This window comes from Flavobacterium cupreum (genome assembly GCF_003996965.1).
GTDB lineage: Bacteria > Bacteroidota > Bacteroidia > Flavobacteriales > Flavobacteriaceae > Flavobacterium > Flavobacterium cupreum.
The window spans coordinates 274009-299606 of sequence record NZ_QWDM01000005.1 but is presented as its reverse complement, the minus strand read 5'-3'; the positions used below and the strand labels follow the sequence as shown (position 1 = coordinate 299606).

The 25598-nt window shown below is 37.2% G+C and carries 13 protein-coding genes; 7 read left to right on the top strand and 6 right to left on the bottom strand.

Translation table 11 applies throughout. The features are described from left to right. The first annotated feature begins 115 nt into the window (after positions 1–115). The 3 genes from D0817_RS09845 to D0817_RS26215 all read left to right on the top strand — a co-directional run bounded on the left by D0817_RS09845 (position 116) and on the right by D0817_RS26215 (position 7315). Positions 116–1495 (top strand): alpha-amylase family glycosyl hydrolase, encoded by a 1380-nt coding sequence (locus tag D0817_RS09845; RefSeq protein WP_127338222.1) that lies wholly within the window; start codon positions 116–118, stop codon positions 1493–1495. A 52-nt stretch (positions 1496–1547) separates the two neighbouring features. Then, positions 1548–3728: a glycoside hydrolase family 97 protein gene (locus tag D0817_RS09840; RefSeq protein ID WP_238160849.1), complete on the top strand. Its 2181-nt coding sequence runs from the start codon at positions 1548–1550 to the stop codon at positions 3726–3728. Positions 3729–3964: 236 nt separating this feature from the next. Continuing rightward, the gene (locus tag D0817_RS26215; protein WP_238160848.1) at positions 3965–7315 is read left to right on the top strand and encodes an Ig-like domain-containing protein; all 3351 of its coding nucleotides are present in this window, start codon (positions 3965–3967) and stop codon (positions 7313–7315) included. A 77-nt stretch (positions 7316–7392) separates the two neighbouring features. Here the strand turns inward: D0817_RS26215 and D0817_RS09825 are convergent, their stop codons facing one another. The 4 genes from D0817_RS09825 to D0817_RS09810 form a co-directional block, all read right to left on the bottom strand. Then, positions 7393–7827, bottom strand: a complete 435-nt coding sequence (locus D0817_RS09825; RefSeq protein WP_127338221.1) for a type II toxin-antitoxin system death-on-curing family toxin — start codon at positions 7825–7827, stop codon at positions 7393–7395. Then, entirely contained in the window at positions 7828–8829 is a 1002-nt protein-coding gene (locus D0817_RS09820) for a DNA-binding protein (RefSeq protein WP_127338220.1), read from the bottom strand. 224 nt (positions 8830–9053) lie between these two features. Beyond that, positions 9054–12419, bottom strand: coding sequence for a transcription-repair coupling factor (gene mfd, locus D0817_RS09815; RefSeq protein ID WP_127338219.1), 3366 nt, complete (start codon positions 12417–12419; stop codon positions 9054–9056). Then, on the bottom strand, positions 12412–13020 hold the full coding sequence (locus tag D0817_RS09810) for a hypothetical protein (RefSeq protein WP_127338218.1): 609 nt from the start codon (positions 13018–13020) through the stop codon (positions 12412–12414). The genes mfd and D0817_RS09810 overlap by 8 nt, the downstream gene beginning before the upstream one ends. A 430-nt stretch (positions 13021–13450) precedes the next feature. Between D0817_RS09810 and D0817_RS09805 the strand changes: the two genes are divergently transcribed. Further along, positions 13451–14389 carry an L-threonine 3-dehydrogenase gene (locus D0817_RS09805; protein ID WP_127338217.1) on the top strand — a complete coding sequence of 313 codons (939 nt, stop codon included), beginning with the start codon at positions 13451–13453 and terminating at the stop codon, positions 14387–14389. A 195-nt stretch (positions 14390–14584) separates the two neighbouring features. Further along, entirely contained in the window at positions 14585–15784 is a 1200-nt protein-coding gene (locus D0817_RS09800) for a DUF418 domain-containing protein (RefSeq protein WP_127338216.1), read from the top strand. Positions 15785–15861: 77 nt separating this feature from the next. Here the strand turns inward: D0817_RS09800 and D0817_RS09795 are convergent, their stop codons facing one another. Together D0817_RS09795 and D0817_RS09790 are read right to left on the bottom strand one after the other, a co-directional pair. After that, the gene (locus tag D0817_RS09795; RefSeq protein ID WP_127338215.1) at positions 15862–17742 is read right to left on the bottom strand and encodes a M1 family metallopeptidase; all 1881 of its coding nucleotides are present in this window, start codon (positions 17740–17742) and stop codon (positions 15862–15864) included. A gap of 62 nt (positions 17743–17804) precedes the next feature. Further along, positions 17805–19439, bottom strand: coding sequence for a S8 family peptidase (locus D0817_RS09790; protein WP_127338214.1), 1635 nt, complete (start codon positions 19437–19439; stop codon positions 17805–17807). Positions 19440–19682: 243 nt separating this feature from the next. Here D0817_RS09790 and D0817_RS09785 point away from each other — a divergent pair, with 243 nt between their 5' ends. Next, positions 19683–21386: a T9SS type A sorting domain-containing protein gene (locus tag D0817_RS09785; RefSeq protein WP_127338213.1), complete on the top strand. Its 1704-nt coding sequence runs from the start codon at positions 19683–19685 to the stop codon at positions 21384–21386. 139 nt (positions 21387–21525) lie between these two features. Next, positions 21526–25578 (top strand): T9SS type A sorting domain-containing protein, encoded by a 4053-nt coding sequence (locus tag D0817_RS09780; protein WP_127338212.1) that lies wholly within the window; start codon positions 21526–21528, stop codon positions 25576–25578. Positions 25579–25598: the final 20 nt, after the last annotated feature.

Here is a 25598-nt window from a genome sequence, read left to right as displayed (position 1 = left end):
TTAAATTAGTTTGGTTGAGCAATTACCCTGTCTTTCATTCGTGGAAGGCAGGTTAATTTAAAATGTTTTAAAACTTAAAAGCAATGCCGAATGTATTAAAACTAAAAATTAAAGTATGAAATCAAATATAAATATCATCTACACCCTGCTAATTACCCTGGCATTTATTTCGTGTAGTCCTTCTGATGACAATTCCACACCACCTTCACCATACATACAATATGGTACCGCTTTCGAAAAAATGCCGGACAAGCAGGATGCCATCATTTATCAGGTGAATATCCGTGCTTTTAGTCAGGCCGGAACTTTAAAAGGTGTTCAGGACAGACTTTCACAGATTCAGGAACTTGGCGCTAATGTGATTTATTTAATGCCCATTTACCCTGTTGGAAAAGTAAAAGCTTCAGGAGAACTGGGTTCCCCTTATGCGGTGCAGGATTATAAAGCTGTAAATCCGGATTTTGGAACGTTACAGGATCTTCAGGTTTTGGTGGAAGAAGCACATAAAAAAAACATGGCTGTTGTACTGGACTGGGTTGCGAATCACACTGCCTGGGACAATCCGTGGATTACACAACATCCCAATTGGTACCAAAAAGATGGCAGCGGAAACATCATTATCCCACCGGGAACCAATTATAACGATGTTGCCCAGTTGGATTTCAATAATGCTGAAATGAAAGCTGCCATGATCGACGCGATGTCGTACTGGATTTATAATGCAAACATTGATGGTTTCAGATGTGATTATGCCGATTTCGTAGCGCCGGGTTTCTGGACAGATGCCATCACAAAATTAAGAAGCATCAAAAAAAACCAAAAAATCCTGATGTTAGCGGAAGGTTCGAAAATAAGTCATTTCACTTCCGGTTTTGACTATACTTTTGGATTTAATTTTTTCAGTGCCTTAGAAAAAGTTTTCAAAGACAATCTGTCTGCGTCGACTTTACAAAATTCAAACGCTACTGAATATGCCAACATTTACAGCCCTGACAACAAAGTGGTACGATACACCAGCAATCATGATGTTAACCTTACTGACGGAACGCCTCTGGAGCTTTTTGGCGGGAAAAAAGGATCTATGGCCAGTTTTGTGGTAACAGCTTACCTAAAATCGGTTCCTATGATTTACAACGGACAGGAAATCGGATATGCACAAAGACTGAATTATTTCTCCCGTACGCCTATTGACTGGTCTGCTGCTGATACCGAAATGCTTGCAGAATATAAAAAGATTATCGCTTTCAGAAATAGCAGCAACGCTATAAAAAGAGGAACTTTTACAGGATACAGCAGCGATGCGGTAAGTGCCTTCACCATGATAAAAGATGCTGAAAAAGTTTTAGTCCTTTCTAACCTGACCAATTCTTCGGCAAAATATCTGGTAGCACCTGCATTAAAGGGAACATGGAAAGATGCTTTTTCAGGCGCAACCGTAACGCTTGACAGTGAAACAACGCTTTTGCCTTATCAATATCTAATATTGAAAAATTAATACATAAGCATTTTTAAAAAATACAGTTAGATTTGCAAAAAACTTAATAAAAATGAATTTTCAATCCAAAAAAACATTGCTTACCGTTTCTCTAAGCAAAACAGTTGTCTTATTTCTTTTTGTCTGTACCAATTTTCTGTTGGTTCAGGCACAAGAGATAACTTCTCCGAACAAAAACCTTTCTTTAAAATTTGAATTAAAAGACGGTGGAATCCCTTCCTACCAGTTATCATATAAACAAAAACCAGTTATTAAACCAAGTTCTTTGGGATTAGAACTGCAGAATATGCCTTCGTTTATGGATGGTTTTACCATTACAAATACAGCACAATCCTCAGTTGATGATACCTGGAATCCTGTTTTAGGAGAAGAAAAAACAATACGCAATAACTACAATGAACTGGTGGTGACTTTAGCCCAGGCGAAAAATAACAACCGGTATATCCGCATCCGTTTCCGATTATTCAATGACGGTTTAGGATTCCGATATGAATTTCCAAAACAAAATGATCTGAATTATTTTGTAATTAAAGAAGAGCGTTCTGAATTTAACCTGGCCGGCAATCATAAAATTTTCTGGATTCCGGGAGATTATGATACCAATGAATATGCCTATACCACTTCGAAAATCTCTGAAATCCCTTCGTTGATGAAAAAGGCTACTATTGAAATCAATTCACAATGGCCGATAAAAGAAGTATCCGTACAAACGCCGTCGATGATGAAATCTGATGATGGATTATACATCAATATTCACGAAGCCGGTTTAATTAATTATCCTGCCATGTATCTTGAAGTGGATGCTGCGACTAATAAAATGCGCAGTCATTTAGCACCTGATGCCGTGGGAAATAAAGGCTACATTCAGACTGATGCACAATCACCGTGGAGAACTATTGTAGTGAGCGATAAAGCAACTGAAATTTTGGCTTCAAAATTAATCCTGAACCTCAACGATCCGACAAGTTACAAAGATGTTTCCTGGATTAAACCGGTAAAATACATTGGAATCTGGTGGGAATATTTTGTGGCCGGAAAAAGTACCTGGGCTTTCGGAAAAGAAAACAATGTAAAACTGACAGATGACTTTTCGAAATTAACGCCAAACGGAAAACACGGAGCCACCACAGAAAGAGCAAAAGAGTATATTGATTTTGCTTCTAAAAACGGCTTTGATGCCATCCTGATCGAAGGCTGGAATATTGGCTGGGAAGACTGGATCAACAACTGGAAAGAGGAAGTTTTTGATTACGTAACCGCTTACCCGGATTTTGATGTAAAAGCGGTTCATGCTTATGCCGCTTCTAAAGGAGTGAAAATTATCATGCACCACGAAACTTCAGGATCGGCAACGAATTATGAGCGTCGCTTAGACCGTGCTTTTCAATTTATGAATGACAACGGTTACGATGCCGTAAAAACAGGTTATGTTGGTAAAATTATTCCGCGTGGCGAACACCATGACGGACAATGGATGGTGAATCATTATATCAATGTAGCCAAACGTGCCGCCGATTATAAAATTATGATCGACAGTCACGAAGCCGTTCGTCCAACAGGTTTAAACAGAACTTTCCCTAACTGGGTTGCACAGGAATCAGCCCGTGGAACTGAGTTTGAATCCATGGGAGGACTGAATCCGGATCATACCACGATTTTGCCTTTTACCCGTTTAATGGGAGGCCCAATGGATTTTACGCCTGGTATTTTCCAGACAGATCTTTCGTATTACGGAACCGGAAGTTCACAACGTGTCAACACCACTTTGGTAAAACAATTAGCCTATTATGTAACGATGTACAGTCCGTTGCAAATGGCTGCTGATATTCCGGGGAATTACGAGCGTTTTCCAGATGCTTTTCAGTTCATTAAAGATGTTGCCGTAGATTGGGACAACAGTTACATTCTGGAAGCTGAACCGGGGGATTACATTACCATTGCCCGTAAAGCAAAAGGAAAAGACGCCTGGTTTATTGGCGGAATTACCGATGAAAATGCCAGAACGGCCAACATTACTTTCGATTATCTTCCTGCCGGCAAAAAATTTATTGCTACCATTTATGCCGACACAAAAGATGCGAATTGGAAGGAGAAACCGCAAAGTTATACCGTCACTAAAGTTGTCGTAACCTCCAAGACAATTTTAAAACAATATCTGGCCCCGGGCGGAGGAGTTGCTGTCAGCATTAAGGAAGGGAATGCTGCAGAATTAAAAGGATTGAAAAAGTTATAGATTACTATTTTTTTGCCACGAATTTCACGAGTTCCACGAATTAAGGCTGCAGATTTAAATTTGTGCTGATTCGTGAAATTCGTGGCAGAATACCTATGTCCTTTTATGGGCAAAAAACAAGAATTTTACTACTTGAAAACTATTAACCACAAAATGTTTGTCAAATTTAAAAACCAATGCAAGTGAGAATGAATTTTAGTTAATGATGCTGACAAGCATGCAAAAAAATTAAAATTATGAAAATCAACATTACCACCCGATTATTTCATTTCACGAAAACACTAGTCTGTTTTCTGTTATTATTTGCAAGTTCAGTGTATGCACAGGATCCTGCTCAGTACGGAACTCCTTACACCGGAGTGCCGGACCCCAGAGATGCCAATATTTATCAGGTTCATATTCGTCCGCACAGTGCTTCGGGAACTTTAGCCGCAGTTACTTCCGATCTGGACCGCATTAAGTCACTTGGGATCAATGTACTGTATTTAATGCCGATTTACCCTTACGGAACCGATTCAAGAAGTACAAACTCTCCGTATTGTATCAAAGACTTTAAAGCGGTGGGCTCCGAATACGGAACGCTTACCGATATGCGTAATCTGGTCGCTGCGGCACATACCAAAGGTATGGCAGTAATGCTGGATATTGCCGTCAACGGAACTTCCTGGGATCATCCGTGGACCATTTCCCATCCGGAATATTACCAAAGAACCGGAACAACGATTAATCAGCTGGCCAATTTTGCTGACATAGCAGCGCTGGACCTTAACAATAGCGGCCTGAGGGCTGCCATAAAAGATGCCATGCGTTACTGGATCTTTGCCGCAAATATCGATGGATACCGTTGTGATTTTGCCAACAATCCTCCTCTCGATTTCTGGACAGAAATTATCAGTAATTTAAGAGGTATCTCTTCCCATAACTTATTAATGCTTGCCGAAGGAGATCGCCTTCAAAACTTCCAGGCCGGGTTTGATATGAATTTTGGCGACAAATGGTTTTATGATGCCTTGAAAAATGTAGCAGGCGGAGGTCCTGTTTCGACAAGATTCCAGACCACTAATGACATGGAATATACCTATGCAACAGGCAATCAGCAGGAAGTGAGATGGACCGCAAACCATGACTCAGAAAACAATAGTGATACCGCTCCTTTTACCGTATTTAAAAGTAATGCAGGAGTCGTGGCCAATTTCTTAGTTTCAGGGTATATGAAAGGAGTTCCTTTTTTAACCAGCGGACAAGAAGTTGCCTTCAATCAGGTAATTCCGTGGCCGTATACAAGTGTGAAAATCAACTGGAGCAATACAGCTGCCACACCCGAATTTGCCAGGATACTTAACTTCAGAAATAGCAGTGCTGCCATCAGACGTGGTACCATGACCCCATATGCCAGTGATGATATCTGTGCCTTTACAAAAACATTGGGCACAGAGAAAGTGATTGTAATGGCCAATCTTAGAAACGCCGGTAAAACATTTGTAATTCCGTCAGCAATGGCAGGAACCTATAAAGATGCTTATACCGGAGTTACTGTAACCTTGGTTTCGGGAGCTACACAATCTTTTAATGCTTTCCAGTATATTGTTTTAACCAATACAAATGTGGCGGCTGTAGCTGTAACAGGAGTTTCGGTTAGTCCGGCAACGGCTACAGTTGGTTTAGGCGCGACACAACAATTAAACGCTACTATTGCTCCGGCAAATGCAACCAACCAAAACGTAACCTGGACATCAGGCAACACAGCGGTTGCTACCGTAAATGCATCCGGATTGGTTTCTGCAGTTTCAGCAGGTACAACAACGATTACAGTCAAAACCGTTGACGGAAACAAAACGGCAACTTCAGCCATAACAGTTGCGGCAATTCCGGTGGCTTCCGTAAGTGTTTCGCCAACTACTGCGAGTTTATATGCCGGAAACACACAACAGCTGTCGGCGACGATTGCTCCGGCAAATGCAACGAACAAAACGGTAAACTGGTCATCGAGTAATAGTGCAGTGGCAACCGTAAATGCATCCGGATTGGTTACAGCTGTTGCGGCAGGAACAGCCAATATTACGGCAACCACTCAGGATGGTAATAAAACGGCAGTTGCAGCAATTACTGTAAATGCAAATACCAATTTCACGGTTTATTTCTACAAACCATCAACTTGGGGAACCGGCATTAAAATCTATTACTGGAGTGCTTTGCCTACAGGTGTTTTGGCTGACGCCTCATGGCCGGGTGTAAACATGACCAATGCCGGAAATGGCTGGTACAGTTATACGTTTACCAACGTCACTTCAACGAACTTAATTTTCAATGACGGAACCAGTCAATCTGCCGATTTAAGCCGAAACAAAACAGGCTGGTACATGAACACTATCTGGTATGATTCTAATCCGGGAACGGTTGTAGCGGTTACAGGAGTAACACTAGCGCCAACAACAGCTACTTTACTAATTGGTGCCACGCAACAAGTAACGCCAACGGTTTCGCCTGCAACAGCAACGAATAAAGCGGTTAGTTATAGTTCAGGCAATACAGCTGTAGCAACAGTTAACGCGTCCGGTTTAATAACTGCTGTAGCTGCAGGATCTGCAACTATCACGGTAACAACTCAGGATGGTGCTAAAACAGCCACCTGTGCGGTAACGGTCAATGCATCAAATGTAGCGGTGACAAGTGTAAGTCTTAGCCCGACAACAGTTTCATTAGCCGTTGGCGGAACACAACAGCTTACACCCACTGTGCTTCCGGCAAATGCAACAAATAAAAATGTTACGTACAATTCAAGCAATACGGCTGTGGCCACGGTAACAAACGGATTAGTAACGGCTGTGGCAAACGGGACGGCAACTATAACGGTAACCACTGTGAGCGGAAGCAAAACAAGTACAGCTGCTGTTACGGTTTCAACTCCAACAGGCACTTATTACACCATCAAAAACAGATGGACAGGCGCTTATTTATCAGATGCCGGAACAAATGTAGGGTATGGGGCAACGGCTTCGAACAACAGTTACAAATGGCAGAAAATTGCGATCGATGCGACTTATTTCGTATTGAAAAATGTAGCAACAGGAGAATTAATTAATATTGAAGGGCAGACCGGAAGTGTACAGTGCAACATTACGGATACTACTTTCTGGAGTGCGCAATGGTCTGCTGATTATATTGACGGAACCTGGACCAGAATCAGAAACAGATGGCAATCCGGAAACATTATTCATGTGGAAAACCAAACCGGATCGGCTCAATATGGTAATTCACAGGATGGCTGGTACAGTGCACAATGGCAGCTTGAAAGTACGTCTGCTTCAAAAATGGCTCTGAATACCAAAGAAGATGTTGAGGCAGAAAATGCAGTAATTACCATCTATCCAAATCCTTCGACGGACAATCAATTTCAGGTTGTATTACCGGAATTAGAGAGCGGAGATGTGGCTGCAATTACCGTTTCTGATATGAGTGGAAGAACGGTACTAACCGAAAAACTTGCTGCTTCAGGACAAATCAATCATCATTTGGCTTCGGGAATTTATATTGTAAGTATTAATTCGAAAAATTCAAATGTGACTAAAAAACTGATCGTTAAATAGTTCTGTTTTTGTCTTAAAAAATTAAAGGCGTATGAAAATTTCATACGCCTTTTTCATTATTTTAAAATTCAACAAACTTAAGTTGTAGTTTTTGCAGTAATAATTTTTAATTTTAAATCATAACTAAAATCTTCTTCATAAATTATTGAGCTTATTATTTCATTTAACAAATCTCTATCTATTAAATTGTCAGCTACATCGACTGCAACATTTTCCATTATTCTAATAAATTTTTCAACAATATATCCAAGACCATTAATTTCTAAGAAATAAGCACTAAGTGCTATTGAAGATCTTTTATTTCCATCGTTAAAAGCATGATTTTTATTAATCGAATAAAACAAATACGAAACCTTATCTTCTAAAGATGGGTAGTAAAGATCATCTTGGACAAAATCTAAAGTAGCATTTAAAGCTCCTAAATCTTTACCTCCTGCTAATCCTCCTGAATGAGCTATAATATAATCATGTTCTCGAATAGCATAATCAAAATCAAAGTATATAAATATCATTTACCTGTTTTTTAATCTTTTAAAAACATCTATATTCTCATCTATTCTTTTTTCCAAAGCTTTGCTTTTTTCTCCTAAAAATCTATCAAAATCGGACTTAGAAACTGAATCAATATAATTTTTTAGATTATCATGAAATATCTTTCTAAAACCATAATCACGGCTAGCCATTTTAGTTCTTGCATCTTCTATCAGAGGTACAAAAAGTGGATGTTTATAAAATTCTTGTAATAATGAATCCATTTCACTTTTAGTTAATTTTCTATTTAAGACTTCTGATTTTTTTTTCATTTCATATGCTAAACCACTCTCGAATGATGCAATTAATTTTAATACCTCTGCATACATTGTATCTCTAGCGTTTTCTTTTTCACTAATATTTAAGATTTTTTTATATTCTACAGCATTTTCTTTAAATATACATTCATAAATTTTGCTAGTATAAATGGAATACTTAACATTCCCTAGATCTAAGTAAAGATTCAAAGCTTGAGTAAATTCTTTTCTGTAATGAGGTTCTTTCAAAATTGTATTTAAGAAATCCTCATCTCTTTGATTTATATATTTTGTTGATCCCCCCGACTTCTCATTTAAAGTATCAATAACTATATCCAAAATTTTACTTCTTAAAGCCTTAGCCATCTCACTCTCAACCAAAAGCATTCCTAAATTTAAAAAAGATCTAAAGTTAAATACCCCTAATTGTGCAGTTTTACTAGATAAGTTAAGTATATGACCAAATTGAATTTTAAATTCTTTTAAATTTTTTCCCTTTAAAACTAAATATCCGTTATGTTTTAATTCTTTTTCATTACCGTCTAAATATCTTTCAATAGTTGCAACATCTATCTGATAAAACTCGGATATTTGTTGCTTTGTATATTTGTATTCTTCTAGAAAAAACATACCTGGAGCACCAACATAAATTCTTAAGTTGTCTAACACAACATTATTATTTAATATGTTTTGTCTATCTATATTAGAAACTGTCAAATCTTTCATTAATCAAAATTTTGTTAATAACTTTTTTATCCTACCCGCATAAATGCGGGTAGGATAAAAATACATTTTTGAAATTGTTAATAAACTAGAGCCTTAAAGAACAATTTAACTGAAATTAAAATACTCAATAATGATAAAGATAAAAACTATAGTATAATTTACCTCAAAAACAATGCTCTTTAAACAATGTTCTTAATTTTGAAATCGTTTTCTACAATTAAACTTTACACTTCCAACATTTCCATCAACTCCAAAGCTCTTTTGGTCGATTTCACATTCTCAAAAGTCAATAAAAGACGCAAGCCGTTTGGTGTGTGTTTTTCTTTCATTGTACAAAGATTACTGTGTGTCTGCACAAATTTTATCATCTTATGGAAACGTTTGGACTGATAATAATCAGACTGTTGATCGGAGACGAAATAACCAATCATTTTGCCTTTTTTCATCACTAGTTTTTCAATACCAACCGCAGTGGCAATCCATTTGATGCGAATACTGTTCATCAGCGCATTCGCACGCGACGGCATTGGTCCGAAACGGTCAATTAATTTGTTTTGGAAGATAACCAGTTCGGCTTCATTTTTCACACTGCCCAGCTCATTGTATAAACTCAGACGTTCGGTGACATTATTGATATATTCATCGGAAAACAACAGCTCAAAATCTGTATCGATTTGTAAATCTTTTACGTATTCCTTCGTTTCAATATCATTCTCTTCCGGATACAAATCCCTGAATTCGTTTTCTTTTAATTCTTCGATAGCTTCGTTCATGATCTTCTGGTAGGTATCAAAACCAATTTCGTTGATGAAACCGCTTTGTTCCCCGCCTAATAAATCTCCGGCACCACGAATTTCAAGATCTTTCATGGCAATATTGAATCCGCTTCCGAGTTCGCTAAATTGCTCCAGCGCCTGTATACGTTTTCTGGCATCTTCGGTCATGGAGGAATATGGAGGGCAGATAAAATAGCAGAAGGCTTTTTTATTGCTGCGCCCTACCCTGCCTCGCATCTGATGCAGGTCTGATAATCCGAAATTGTTGGCATTATTGATAAAGATCGTATTTGCATTGGGTACATCCAGACCGCTTTCGATGATTGTGGTTGCAACCAGGACATCAAAATCCCCGTTCATGAAACCCAACATCAATTCTTCAAGTTTAGCGCCTTCCATCTGTCCGTGACCAATTCCTACCCTGGCGTTTGGCACCAGTCGCTGAATCATTCCGGCTACTTCCTTAATATTTTCGATTCGGTTGTTGATAAAGAAAACCTGGCCGTTACGCTGAATTTCATACGAAATCGCATCACGAATTATTTCTTCATTAAAACCAACCACATTGGTTTCTATTGGATAACGATTGGGCGGAGGCGTCGTAATCACCGATAAATCCCTGGCTGCCATTAACGAAAACTGAAGTGTTCTCGGAATTGGCGTTGCCGTTAAGGTAAGCGTATCGACATTGGCTGCAATCGTTTTGAGCTTGTCTTTAACGTTTACGCCAAACTTTTGCTCTTCATCGACAATCAGTAAACCAAGGTCTTTAAAAACCACATTTTTGTTGACTAATTGGTGTGTTCCGATTACGATATCCAGTTTTCCTTCGGCTAAATCTTTTAAGGTTTGTGCTTTTTGTTTCGCGGTTCTAAATCGGTTTAGATATCCAATAGAAACCGGCATATCTTTTAATCTCTCGGTAAAAGTTCTGTAATGCTGGTACGCCAAAATAGTGGTCGGAACCAGGACTGCGACTTGTTTGCTGTTGTCTACGGCTTTAAAAGCGGCACGAATTGCCACCTCTGTTTTTCCGAAACCAACATCACCGCAGACCAGACGGTCCATTGGGCGATCGCTTTCCATATCGGCTTTGACCTCCTGCGTCGATTTGGTCTGATCCGGAGTGTCTTCGTAGATGAAGGAACTTTCTAATTCGTTTTGCAAATAACTGTCCGGCGCAAACTGGAACCCTTTTTCCAAACGGCGTTTCGCATACAGCTGAATCAAATTGAAGGCTATATGTTTGACACGCGCCTTGGTCTTCTGCTTTAAAATTTTCCAGGCGTTCGATCCCAGTTTATAAATTTTAGGCGGTGTTCCGTCTTTTCCGTTGTATTTTGAGATTTTATGAAGCGAATGGATGCTTACATACACAATATCATTGTCGGCATACACTAATTTTATGGCTTCCTGCGTTTTGCCTTCCACCTGAATTTTCTGCAGACCGCCAAACTTCCCGATTCCGTGATCGATATGCGTAACATAATCCCCAACCGAAAGTGCGGTTAATTCTTTTAGCGTAATATTCTGTTTTTTCGAATAGCCGTTTTTGATGTTGAATTTATGGTAACGTTCAAAAATCTGGTGATCGGTATAGGCTGTAATCTGATTCTCCTCATCAATAAAACCCTGATATAATGGCAATACGATGGTATGATATTGTTTTCGAATATTCTCCGAATTGGCTTCGTCTAAAGATTCAAAAATATCATGAAAACGTTTGGCCTGCGTTTCATTCGAACAAAACAGATAATTTTTGTAGCCGTTAAAATGATTCTCACTCAGATTATTCAGTAGTAAATCAAATTGTTTATTGAAGGAAGGCTGTGGCAGAATATGAAATTCGAACTTTTTACTGGTTTTGAAAATTGGTTTTGACGCCAGTTCAACAACCGAAAAGTCTAATGCTCTTTTTATAAATGAGGCCTGATTTAAGAACAGCTGTTCGGGACTGGCGTGTTTAATTTCTCCCGAAAGTTTCCCAAAAGCTTCTTCGGCCCTGGCGAATTGTTTGTCTAACTGCGAAAAAAGTCCGTCTGTATTCTGAATAAAAAGAACCGTTTTTTCTGAAATATAATCTAAGAAACTTTCCCGGTTTTCCTGAAATATCTTGTTCTCAACATTCGGGATAATCGTAATTTTTTTATGTGTTTCTACCGACAACTGTGTTTCTACATCGAAACTTCTGATACTGTCTACTTCATTCCCGAAAAATTCAATCCGGTACGGGTGATCGTTTGAAAAAGAGAACACGTCGACAATTCCTCCGCGAACCGAGAATTCACCGGGTTCTGTAATAAAATCGACTCTCTTGAATTCATATTCGAACAGCACTTCATTGATAAAATCAATTGAAATTTTATCGTTTAAAGCGACTTTCAAGGTGTTTTTGTCCAGCTGCTGACGCGTCACCACTTTCTCAAAAAGCGCCTCGGGATACGTCACAATGATCGCCGGTTTCTTGCGGGAATTAATCCGGTTTAGAACCTCAGCGCGAAGCAGTACATTGGCATTATCGGTTTCATCTACCTGATACGGACGGCGAAATGATGCGGGATAAAACAAAACATCCTGTTCGCCAATCATTTGTTCCAGGTCATTCAGGTAATACGCCGCTTCTTCTTTATTATCTAATACAATTAAAAAAGGCAGTTCGGTTTTCTTAAAAACAGAGCGTATTACAAAGGATACTGCAGATCCCAGCAAACCGCCAAGATGCATTTTTAGCTGGTTTTCTTCCAGTAAATTTGAGGCAATCTGCTGCGCTTTCGGCAGATTATCATATAGGGTATATAAGGCGTTTTTACTCAACTTTAGGTAAATTTTGATCTAGTGGCGGCGCCGAATTCGGAATCGCCCTTGTTGTATCTAACATTCGAAGGAAATCTGCTTCTCCTTCTTCTTTGGGGATTTTGGCTTTTTCGACAACTTTGTCCATTTGTCTTTCCAGGGAAACTAATTCTTTATTGATTTCACCGATTAAAAAAATCACTTTCTCATCGGGAATCTGGTTCAGATGAATAAAAAGGTCCATCATTTTAATTTTGGTGATCAAAATTGAAATTCTGCTTTTTATCTGAGGCTGATTGAATTGTCCCGGAATATTATTGTTTAAAAGCAGTGCTTTCCGGGCAATTGCAGCCGATTTTTTCTGAAATGCCCCAATTGTTTTCCTCGGTTTTTCACCGATTTCTTTTAAAAAATCACGCCATTCTGTCCAGACTGCTGCGTTCTGCTCCGAGACTTCATTGATCGGTTCATCAATAAAAACCCAGCCTTTATTGATGTTATTAAAGATGACTTCCTTTTTTTTAGCTTCTTTTTCGTACGCTGCACGGCGTTTTTCATCTTCACCCTGACAGGAATTGAGTACAAAAATCAACAGTAGAAAAAGAGATATTTTATATTTCATTTGGTAAAACATTAAGCTACAAAGTTACAAAGTAAATTTACAATTACGAATTCTGTTTTTTGCTAAAGATTCTATAAATCATGGTTGCTTTTTTTGCCACTCCCGATAGCTATCGGGATCACAGATTAAACAGATTATTCCTCTGTGTGCGGAAAATTTAACCGCAAAGCACGCAAAGATTTTTAAATTAAGCCGTCTTATAAAACGCAAAGTTCGCAAAGCTGGTTCAACATCTAGCTTTGCGAACTTTGCGTTTTTTAAACGTACTGCAAGATAAAAATCTTTGCGTGCTTTGCGGTTAAACAATTAAAAGCCTCAACGAAGAATAATCCAAAAAAGCATCTTTATCATTGTTAAATTTATAATTTGACCTCCGGAAAAGTAAAATTATTTGCGAAAACGTTATATTTGCAATACTAAATCGAAACAAATGAATCCAAAAATATTGATCATTGGGGCATGCGGTCAGATTGGGACTGAACTGACCCAAAAGCTTCGCAAATTATACGGAACGGAAAATGTTATCGCTTCTGATATCCGAAAATTAAACACAGACGTTGTTAATTCCGGACCTTTTGAAGTGGTCAATGCTTTAGATTTCAATCAAATTGAACATCTTGTTGAAGTACATAAGATTACGGATATTTATTTAATGGCGGCACTTTTGTCTGCTACGGCCGAAAAGAATCCGGCATTTGCCTGGGACCTGAATATGAACTCATTATTTCATGTTCTGAATCTGGCGAAAGCGAAGAAAATCCAAAAAATTTTCTGGCCATCCAGTATTGCCGTTTTTGGCCCGACAACTCCAAAAGAAAATACGCCGCAATATACCATAATGGAGCCTTCTACTGTTTACGGAATTAGTAAGCAGGCAGGAGAAAGATGGTGCGAATATTACCATAACATTTATGGTGTTGATGTTCGAAGCATCCGTTATCCGGGTTTAATCAGCTGGTCTACTCCTCCGGGCGGCGGAACTACGGATTATGCTGTTGATATTTTTTATAAAGCGATTGCCGACAAAAAATACGAATGCTTTTTATCATCTGAAACCAAAATGCCAATGATGTATATGGATGATGCTATTGAAGCGACTATCAATATCATGAAGGCTCCGGCGGAAGATATTAAAATACACTCCTCCTACAATCTGGCTGCCATGAGTTTTACTCCAACTCAAATTGCTGCGGAGATTAAAAAACATATTCCCGAATTTGAAATTACGTACAATCCGGATTTCCGTCAGAAAATTGCAGACAGCTGGCCTGCCAGTATCGATGATGCTGAAGCGAGAAAAGACTGGGGATGGCAACATACTTTTGATCTGGAATCGATGACTAAAGATATGCTGGAACATTTAGGGTAATTTAAAAAACCTGACTGTTTGAAGCGGATTATTTTAAGAGAAGTTCTTTTAAAATAATCCGCTTTTTTTGTTTGGTGAAATATATTTTCTGATAAAAACATATGACTATATAATTTTCTTACTTTTGGCTGCGTTTGAATAATTTAAAATTTATCTAAAATCATCAGTCAAATCGCAACAAAAAATGTTAATCAAATGACAAATTCTTATTATCCCGTCGAACAAAGTAAAAGAACTGCTATTGTCGATATTCTCAGAGGCTGGGCCCTCTTAGGCGTTGCCATCGGAAATTATTCTGACTTTCTCTTTATCGGCGTCCCTCGCAAATTCAATCACAGTATTTTATCTGAAGTACTGATGACGTTTAACCGCTATTTTTTTGCAGCAAAATCCTGGACTTTACTGACACTGTTATTTGGCTACGGTTTTGCCATTTTAATTGATAATGTTGCCAGTAAAGGCAAAAACCCGGTCACTTTTTTTGCGTGGAGAATGATTTTACTTTTTGTACTGGCTTTTATTAATTCGTCTTTCTGGCTTGGCGATATCTTAAAAGATTATGCCTTTCTGGGACTTGTCATGCTTTTGTTTTACAGATGTTCTGCAAAAACATTAGCCATAATTTCCGGTGTTCTGGTTCTTACCATTCCTTTTGTCATGGCTTATGTCAATGGCTATAAGGTCGAACACCCCGAAATTGCAACAAATCCTGAATATTTAAAACTGTTCCATTCCGGAAACTTGCTGGACTTTTTTAAATTTAATCTGCTTGCTTCATTTTACGAACAAATCATTATTCCGGGCTATGCTATTACAGCACATATTGTCATGTTTGCCTGTATGCTTTTTGGCTTTTTACTTCAGAAGATAAACTTTTTTAATCGTTTACACGAACTGAAAAAGCTGTTAATCCGTATACTCTGGATCAGTTTGGCCATCGCTGTAATTATTGGCGTATGCTTTAACCTGATTATTTTCTATAAGGAAGTTGCTGTTTTCAAAATCTTTCACCCGCTTTACTGGCTGGTTCTTAGTACTATGATTTTTATAGCTACAGGAATTTCCCTGTTGTATACCAATGGAAAGCTCAAAACCATTTTCAGTTATTTTAGTGCAGGCGGAAAAATGACATTGACCAATTATATCGTTCAAAATATTTTAGCAGCTTTTATCTTTTCGGGAATCGGTTTGGGAATTGGAGATTCAATGCCCTACTGGTTTTACTTTTCCTTAGCGATTTTTATTTTTATTGTCCAGCTGTTCATAAGCAAATGGTGGCTGTCCAGATACAATTACGGCCCAATCGAATGGTTATGGAGATCTGCCAGTTACCGAAAAGTATTTCCGTTTAAGAAGACAGAAACGGCTGTTACTCCGGAAGTAAAAACTATATAAGCAATCCGGATAAATTTGGAAAAAAGAAAAGCCCTTAAATCACTTTAAGGGCTTTTGCTTTATTAGGCAGGTGTGTATTATTTCACTTCATAAACATTATTGGCAGCTTTCACATCAGCCATTAATCCGCTTGGGTCAATAGTGATTTTTTTGATGGCTGTTTTATTTTTTTCTATTGAAAAACTATAGTTGGATTGCGCCCAGGCCCAGTCGTCCAAAACGGTTCTTTTTACGTTTGGATTTGGATTTAGCTTGATGAAATTCATCATTCTCAACGGAATATAAAAACTTTCTGAAGTCCCATCCGTATATTCAACTGTCAAGTCAATCGGCATTGGCATTCTTCCGATTCTTTCTAAAGTTACGGTTGTTTTACCTGCAGTATCAGCAACATCTTTAATTCCGTAATCAATCGTATTGCCTGTCTGCGTCCAGTCAATTAAATACCAGTCCAATTCTGCACCGGAAACTCTTTCAGCTGTTCTTTTAATGTCATTTGGAGAAGGATGTTTGAATTTAAAATCGCTGTAATATCTTTTTAAAGTCGCGTCCAGATTCTCCTGCCCAATTACATATACTAACTGCGAAAGGAAAATACTTCCCTTTACATAAGAAGAGATACTATAAGGTCTGTTTTCATCATAACGGTCACCATGCGTGGTTTGTGGCTGCTCTTTTCCTGATGAAACCAGGCTGTAATAGGCATTATAGTTTCCTTTAAACAGATTGGCTACTTTTTTATCTCCCGCCAGTTCATTCAAAGCGCTGTCTTCGATATACGTGGTAAAACCTTCATCCATCCACGGGTGTTTTGATTCGTTTGAGGCCAGGATATGCTGGAACCAGGAATGCCCAAGTTCGTGCGTAGCAGTTCCTAAAATTCCTTCAAGAGTTCCGTTTCCTAACATCAATGTACACATGGCATATTCCATTCCGCCATCTCCACCCTGAATAAAAGAATATTGTTTGTACGGATATGCTCCGACTTTATGATTGTAATAATCCATTACTTTCACCATCAATGGCTCCAGTTTTTTCCAGTTTTCGGCTACTTTCGGCGTGTTTTTATAAAAGAAATGCAAATCGACATCGTTTGGTCCTTTTACAATATCATGTGCATATTCTTTGTCTGCTGCCCAGGTAAAATCGTGAACGTTTGGTGCAATAAAATGCCATGTCAGAGTCTTTGTTTTTTTAGGATATGCTACCGTTACGCCTGCATCCTGATACCCGTGACCAATTTCGTTTTTATCCTGTAAATATCCGGAACCGCCAATTGTATAAGCTGCGTCGATTGTAATTTTCACATCGAAATTTCCCCAAACGCCATGAAATTCACGGGCAATATAGGGATCGGCGTGCCATCCCTCGAAATCAAATTCGGCTAATTTAGGATACCATTGTGACATGGATAATTCTATTCCTTCTGAATTATTTCTTCCGGAACGACGAATCTGAACCGGCACCTGTCCGTCAAAATCTAACGTAAAAGTCGTTTTTGAATTTGGCAAAATTGGTTTGGCCAAAGTGACCTCCAGAATGGTTCCTGAAGTTCTTGTCTGCGCGGTTGTACCATCTTGTTTGAAATTGCTGATTTTTAAGAACCCTGTCTCATTTGGTTTTAAAGTTTCAATTCGGCTTTGCTTTGTTTCTTTACCATCGGCCCCTTTTACTTTAGTCACCATTCTTCCGTCCGGATCTTTTATAGTGTGCAAACGTGCATCCATCTCACTTCCCGGCTGAAAAGCATTTGAATATAAATGATAAAATACTTTTTTTAATGTATCAGCAGAATTGTTGGTGTACACCAATTCCTGTTTTCCCTTATACTGATAGTTTTTCACATCCATCGAAACCTCCATTTTATAGTCGGCATGTTGCTGCCAGTATGGAGTGTTTTGGGCAAAAGCAGCGTTTAAACCAAAACTCAGAAAAGAAAGTAGAATAATTTTTTGCATCTTCATTTAAATAAAAAAATGGAAGAGCGTTCACTCTTCCATCGGATTAGTAATTTATTTTTCTATTTTTTTGACATTTTTTCAGCCATCAATAAAGCGTTATAAGCGTTTACCATTTTACCCGTCTTAGACGATTCCGAAGAAGAAACGGGTGCCGTTTTTTCATTTGGATTTGGATTTTCACCCAAAACGACCTTTGCAGGAAGCAAAACACCTGAGTCCATCAGGATGTGTTTTACCTGCGAAGCTTTCAGTTTCGGATAATAAGAACGGATAAGGGCTGCAACTCCGGCTGCATTAGGCGAAGCCATTGAAGTTCCCTGTAGATATTTGTATTTGTTATTTGGTACTGTGGCATAGATTTCTTCTCCCGGCGCAAAAACATCAACGTTTACCTTTCCAAAGTTTGAGAATCCGGCTACTACATTTTCGCCATAAGCTTTATTTATAGCCCCGATTGTAAGCACGTTATCCGCAAATTCTTTGATGTTATCTTCCGCATCATTAGGAAAATTGATATTCTTTGTCTCATCAATGTTAGAGCCGTCGTTACCTGCAGCATGCACAATTAAAACATCTTTTTTGGCCGCATATTTTATTGCCTCATACACCCATTGTTTGTGTGGGGAAAAGCTTTTTCCGAAACTTCCGTTGATTACTTTGGCACCGTTGTCCACTGCATAACGAATTGCCAACGCAATATCTTTATCGTATTCATCTCCATCAGGAACAGCTCTTACGGTAAGGATTTCAACATTGTTCGTGATACCGTCCCCACCTAAATCATTTTGGCGGATTTGTGCAATAATTCCGGCAACGTGAGTACCGTGAAGTGCTTTTTCTTTGTCCGGACCAAAAACAATATTATTCCCATAATGGTTGTTTTTGATATCATCGGGATTATCTCCTACGATTTTTCTTCCGTCGTATTCTTTGTTTAAGTTGTAGTTTAACTGATCGTAAACCTGTTCACTATAGTCCTTCAGTTCAGCTTCCGGATCAAAAGTTGGCCCTGCATTAGTAAAAATCTGCGTCATGATTTTTTTACTTTGCACGACTTTTGGATCTGTTGAAGTAACTGCAGCTAAATCCTCGAGTTTGTAACTCGTTTTATTTAACTCTTTTTTAATCGTATTATGCACATCCAGTAAAAAATCAACTTCCTGTTTGTCTTGTAAAGCCTTTTCGTATTTTTCGTTGTACTGTGCCAGGGCATTTTTGTATTCAGCAGATCCGTTGTCTCCTTTTTTAACGAGACGCGTCATTTCAAGGTTTTCATGAACGGCATCTCCAAGAAAATTCCACCCGTGAACATCATCGATAAACCCGTTTTTATCATCGTCGATTCCGTTACCCGCAATTTCTTTTGCGTTGGTCCAGATCATTCCTTTCAAATCTTCGTGTTCAATATCTACACCGGAATCTACAATACCCACAATTACTTTGTTACCCTTTTTTCCCTGAAGTAATTCGGCATAGGCTTTATCAACGCTCATTCCGGGAATTGTATCTTTTACAAGATCCAGATGACTCCATCTTTTTAAATCGTTTTCGGTGACCGGGGCTTTTTTTACAATCGCCAAAGGGACAGTAATTGCTTCTTTAGGAGCTGAAGTTTGTGCTTGCAAAGTTGCGCCTCCACCTGCTAAAACAAGCAATGCAAAAGCAGATAAAGTATTTAGTTTTATAGGACTCATGTAATCTGTTTTTAATGTATAAAGTTAAAAGTTGCGACTAAATTATGCTTTTTTGTTACAAAAAACTAACCATTAACACTGCGTTATGATTTTTTAGGTATCAGCAATTTAACAGAACGTTATTTTTTTGCCCTTTTGGTGTTATTTTTCAAAAAAATATATTATAAATTAATACGGGTTCCCGTAATAAAACTACAATTGTAATTTGTATACTTGCACTTCCAAAATCCTTTAATTCAATCTATGAAAACAAAACTACTCTTATTGCTTTTATTAGCTAATCTTTCTGTTTTTGCCCAAACCAATTTAGTCCCTAATGGTGGTTTTGATAACTGGACCGGTACTACTCCCCAAAGTTGGGCGACTACCAATGTTATAGCCCCAAGCAGTGATGCTGCAACAGGGCAATATAGTGCTAAATTATCATTAACGGCTGGTTTATCCCCTAAGATTATTGCTCAGGTTCCGCTAAAAAGCGGTGTAACTTATACGATAAAGTTTAAGTACAAATACCTTAATAGTAATTTTGGCGGCAGTCATCCTATAGCATTAAAACTGTACAATGATGAAACTGGCAGCAGCATCTCCAGCAGTGCTTTTGCTTCAAATAATGCATGGACTCAAAAGGAAACTGATTTCACGCCAACCAGTGATCTTACTTTTAATTTGTCGTTTTCTACTTTTAGTTTTGACGACGAGCCTTTTGATGTTTTAATTGACGATGTTCAAATATACAGCGACCAGGTTGAAGAATATACTTCAATCCCGGATATCAACTTTGAAAATAAATTGATTGCATTAGATATTGATTCCGGGGCTGCAGACGGAAAAGTTTTAACCTCAAGTATTTCCGGACTAACTTTTCTGGATGTATCCGACAGCTCGATCAGTGACTTAACAGGAATTGAAGCTTTTACTGCACTTACTGATCTGGATTGTTCTAAAAACAAGCTAAAAAATATAAATCTATCACAAAATTCAGATTTAATATATTTGAATATCGGCCGAAATGAACTGACCACCTTAGATGTTACAAAAAATGTTTTGTTGACAAGCTTAGATTTTCAAAGAAATAGTTTAACTGATATTGATTTATCTGAGAATACTTCCTTAAAAAGAGTAACGGCTATGCTTAATCAGCTAACGACATTGAATGTATCGAAAAATACGGAATTAGACGATTTGGATTGCCGGGGAAATAAATTAACCTCTTTAGATATTCAAAACAATACAAAGCTGACTTCCCTAAATTGCGGAAACAACCTTTTAACGAGTTTAAATGTTTCCAAAAACATTCTTTTACTGGATTTTTATTGCTACACCAATCAGCTTACTACTCTGGACGTCTCACAAAACACATTGCTTCAGGGCTTTATGTGTAATGACAATAAACTTACTGCTATTGATGTATCTAAAAATCCGGATATCTATATGTTCGATTGTTTAGACAACAAGCTTACCAGTGTTGATATTTCTAAAAATCCAAAAATAACGGAACTGGCCTGTGAAAACAATCAGTTAACCTATTTGAATCTGAAAAACGGAAATAATACAAAAATACAACTTGGCTTCACTAATTTTAGAAACAATCCAAATTTAACCTGTATTGAAGTGGATGATGTTGCTTATTCCAATTCAAAATGGACGGGTATAAAGGATGTTACTGCTACTTATGCTGTTAGCTGCCCTAAATTAGGTCTTGCGGATTCTGTTTTCGATAAAGCAATAGTTTACCCAAACCCAACGAAAGGTGAGGTTACGATTAGCAATATTGCTATAGAAAAAGCAACGGTTTACAACACATCAGGACAATTGGTAAAAACAATCCGGCTGGATGCTTCTAATACCGATAATACGGTTAGTTTAGCGGGTCTTCCAAAAGGAATTTACTACATCTACTTAATCAATCAGGATGCAGCTTCTGCTAAGAAAATAATTCTTGAGTAATTACAGCCTTACACTAAAAACCCATTTTCATTTACTTGAAAATGGGCTTTTTAGCTTGCATTAATCTTGTGCTTTCAACACATCGAAGCCCTATATTATTATTTATAACATTTATGCCATCAAAACAAAATGACACTCTATGAAAACAAAACTACTTTTGTTGCTATTATTAGCCAATTTTTCTATTTATGCGCAATACACGGCAATTCCCGATGCCAATTTTGAAAAAAAATTAATCGCTCTAGGTATTGATTCCGGTACTGTCGACGGACAGGTTTTAACCTCAAAAGTTTCTGACGTGACATCTCTTGACGTTTCCAGAAATTCAATTGCAGATTTAACCGGTATCCAGGATTTTACTTCGTTAACGAAGTTAGATTGCAGCGGAAATGCACTTACAAGCATTAATCTTACCAAAAATGTTAATTTAATTTTTCTGTATATCTATTCCAATCAATTAACCAGCCTGGATATTTCAAATAATACGGCTTTGAATGAAATAAGTGCCGGAAGTAATCAATTAACATCTATTGATTTTTCTAAAAACATGTCTTTAACACTGATTGGACTGAGTAAAAACAAATTAACCGGTTTAGATGTTTCTTTCCTTCCTTCTTTGATCACATTAAGTGTTGAACAGAATAACCTGCAAAATATAAATGTAACAAATAATAGTACTTTAGAAAACTTATACGTTACATCAACAGGATTAACAACCTTAGATATTTCTCAAAATACTGCTTTGAAAGGTTTAGATTGTGATAAAAATGCCCTTACAACATTAGATCTAAGCCATAATTCATTTTTGAGATATTTAAGATGCAGCAGTACTAAAGTAACTAGCCTGGATTTATCATCAAATCCATTATTAGAGTCCATAATTGTCATTGACAATTTATTAACCTCTTTAAATGTTTCGAACAACCCTTTAATTTGGGAATTCTGGTGTCAGAGAAATAAGTTAACAACTATTGATGTTTCTAGTGTTACTGCACTAAAGACTTTCGTCTGTTCTGACAATCTTATAGAAACTTTTGATGTTAGATCAAACGCAAAATTAAGCTCTTTAAGCTGCGGTCAGAAAACCTTAAAATCAGTTGATGTTACTCAAAATCCCTTACTGACTTTTTTGTCTATTGATCAAAGTTCGCAGTTAACTTCTATAGATATTTCTCAAAATCCACTTTTAAACCATATAGACAGTGACAACACAGGTCTTACTTCAATAGATTTATCGCATAATGTACTTCTTAATGATATAAGTATTAACAGCCCTGTCTTAACAGAATTGGATTTATCTAAAAACACGGCGCTTACAAGATTTAGAAGTAATAATGGTAATGCTTTAAGAAGCGTTAACTTACAAAACGGAAATAACTTAAAATTAGAATCTTTCAATTTAAGCGCCAATTCCAGTTTAGATTGTATTCAGGTAGATGATGTTGATTATGCCACTACAAACTGGTCAGCATACAAACCATCTCAGGCAAGCTTTAATTTAGATTGTAATGCAATTGCTTACACTTTAATTCCGGATCTTAATTTTGAGAAAGAATTAATCTCACTAAAAATTGATTTTGGTACTCCGGATGGTAAAATAAAAACATCACGTATTGAAAATGTAACTAGTTTAGATGTTTCATGGAGCTCTATTGCAGATTTAACCGGTATTCAGGATTTTAAATCCCTAACGTACCTTAATTGTAATTCGAACTCTATCGCCAGTCTTGACTTATCTCATAATACTAAATTAGAAGAGTTGTACGCACCCAGCAATTTATTAACGAGTCTGAATGTTAGTAAAAATACCGCTTTAACAACATTAACCTGTTCTTACGGAAAATTAACTACTATAGATGTCTCGGCTTTAACAGCACTAAAAAAGTTAGACATCAAAAATAATGCGTTAACAACTTTAGATGTTTCAGCTAATACACAATTAGTTAATTTGTATTGTGGGAAAAATCAACTGACAGCTTTAGATCTTTCTGCGAATACTTCTCTTAAGGAGATTATGGTCGATTCTAATAAATTAACGGTTCTGAATGTTTCAAAAAATCCGGAACTAACAACGATTGATGCTAAAAATAATCAACTCGCAACTTTCGACATTTCCACAAATGATAAGCTGGTAAAATTAAATCTTAGAAATAATCTTCTGACTTCTTTAAACCTGAAAAACAGTTTTAATACTAATCTGACTTTAACGGACACCGACTTTAGAATTAATACTGGTTTAAAATGCATTCAGGTTGACGATGTTACTTATTCTGATGCGAATTGGGCCAACATTAAAGATGTAACCGCAAAATACAACCTTGATTGTACAGCTTATACACTTATCCCAGACCCTAAATTTGAGCAAAAATTAATTGATTTAGGAATTGATAAGGATGGTAAAAACGGAAAAGTATTAACAGCATCGATCGCTGTTGTTAAGGATTTGAACGTTCAGTTTAGCGAAATTGCAGATTTAACGGGAATTGAGGATTTTACCTCACTGGAATTTTTAAACTGTCAGTACAACAATTTAACGTCACTAAATTTATCAAAGAATTTAAACTTAACTGAACTGTATTGTCATGAAAATCTTTTAACTGTTCTTGATGTTGCTGTAAACAGCAACCTAACCACTTTGCAGGTAAACAAAAACAAAATAAAAAGTTTAGACTTATCCAAAAACAAAAAGTTAGTGAGTTTAAATGCTTCGGAAAATGATTTGAACTATTTAAATCTTCAAAATGGAAATAATACTGCTTTTACAAGCGTGTTTATGCTTAAAAATCCAAAGTTAACCTGTATTTTGGTGGATGACACTTCTTATGCTATCGCAAAATGGAGTGCCGGAAAAGATGTAGCGGCTTCTTTCAATGTAGACTGTACAGCATATACCCTAATTCCGGATGCTAATTTCGAACAAAAACTAATAAACTTAGGGATTGACACCGATGGTAAAAACGGTAAAGTGAAAACAGCAAGTATTGCTTCTGTTGGAACATTAGATATTTCATCCAGCGCTATTGCAAATCTTACCGGAATCCAGGATTTCGCATCTTTAACGATTTTAAATTTCAGCACAAATAATGTAGCCTCTTACAATCCTGCAAACAATCCGTTGTTGACAGAATTAAGAGTTGATTATAATGCTTTAACAACTTTGGATATTTCAAAAAATCCAAATTTAGTATATATTAATTTTTCAAATAATAATTTAAGTTCTTTGAATTTGAAAAATGGTCAGAATACAAAACTGGACTGGTTTAGCGTGAACTTTACAAAAAACCCTTCTTTGAGCTGTATTCAGGTTGATGACGTAGCGTACTCTAACGACAACTGGAATGGAAAACTGGACAAAACTTCTTTCTTTGCTGTAGATTGCAGCAGTTTTACCTTAATTCCGGATGCTAATTTTGAACAGGCACTTATTGATTTGAAAATTGATATCGACGGTAAAAACGGAAAAGTGCTTACCTCATCGATCGCTGTTGTAAAAGATTTAAATGTAGAGTTGAACGAAATTGCAGATTTAACAGGAATTGAAGGTTTTGCCTCCCTTGAGTTCTTAAACTGTCAGTTTAATGACCTGACTTCATTAAACCTGTCAAAAAATTTAAACCTTATTGAGTTGTATTGTCATGGAAATCTTTTGACCGCTCTTGATGTAGCTGCGAATAAAAACCTTACTACTTTACAGGCCAACAAAAACAAAATTAAGAGTTTAGATATTTCTAAAAACACCAGTTTAGTGTACATCAATGCTTCGGAAAATGCATTAGGGACATTAAATCTTAAAAACGGCAATAATACTAATTTCACCACGGCATTCATGTTTAGCAATACTGCTTTGAAGTGTATTACAGTAGATAACCCTTCATTTGCAAGCACAAGCGGTGTATTCTTTAAAGATGCTGCTGCTTCCTATTCTGACAGCTGTTCATTAGGCCTTTCAGATTCTGTGTTCAATCATGCAGTAGTATATCCTAACCCAACAAAAGGTGAGGTAACTATTGACAATGTTTCCTTAGAAAAAGCAACCGTGTACAATTCATTGGGACAACTGGTAAAATCATTCACTTTGGACACCGCTAATAGTAGTAATACAATCAACTTATCGGGACTTCCAAAAGGAATTTATTATGTATACCTAATCAATCAGGATGCTTCTTCAGCGAAGAAGATTATTGTGGAATAAATAATATCACCTTAAACAAA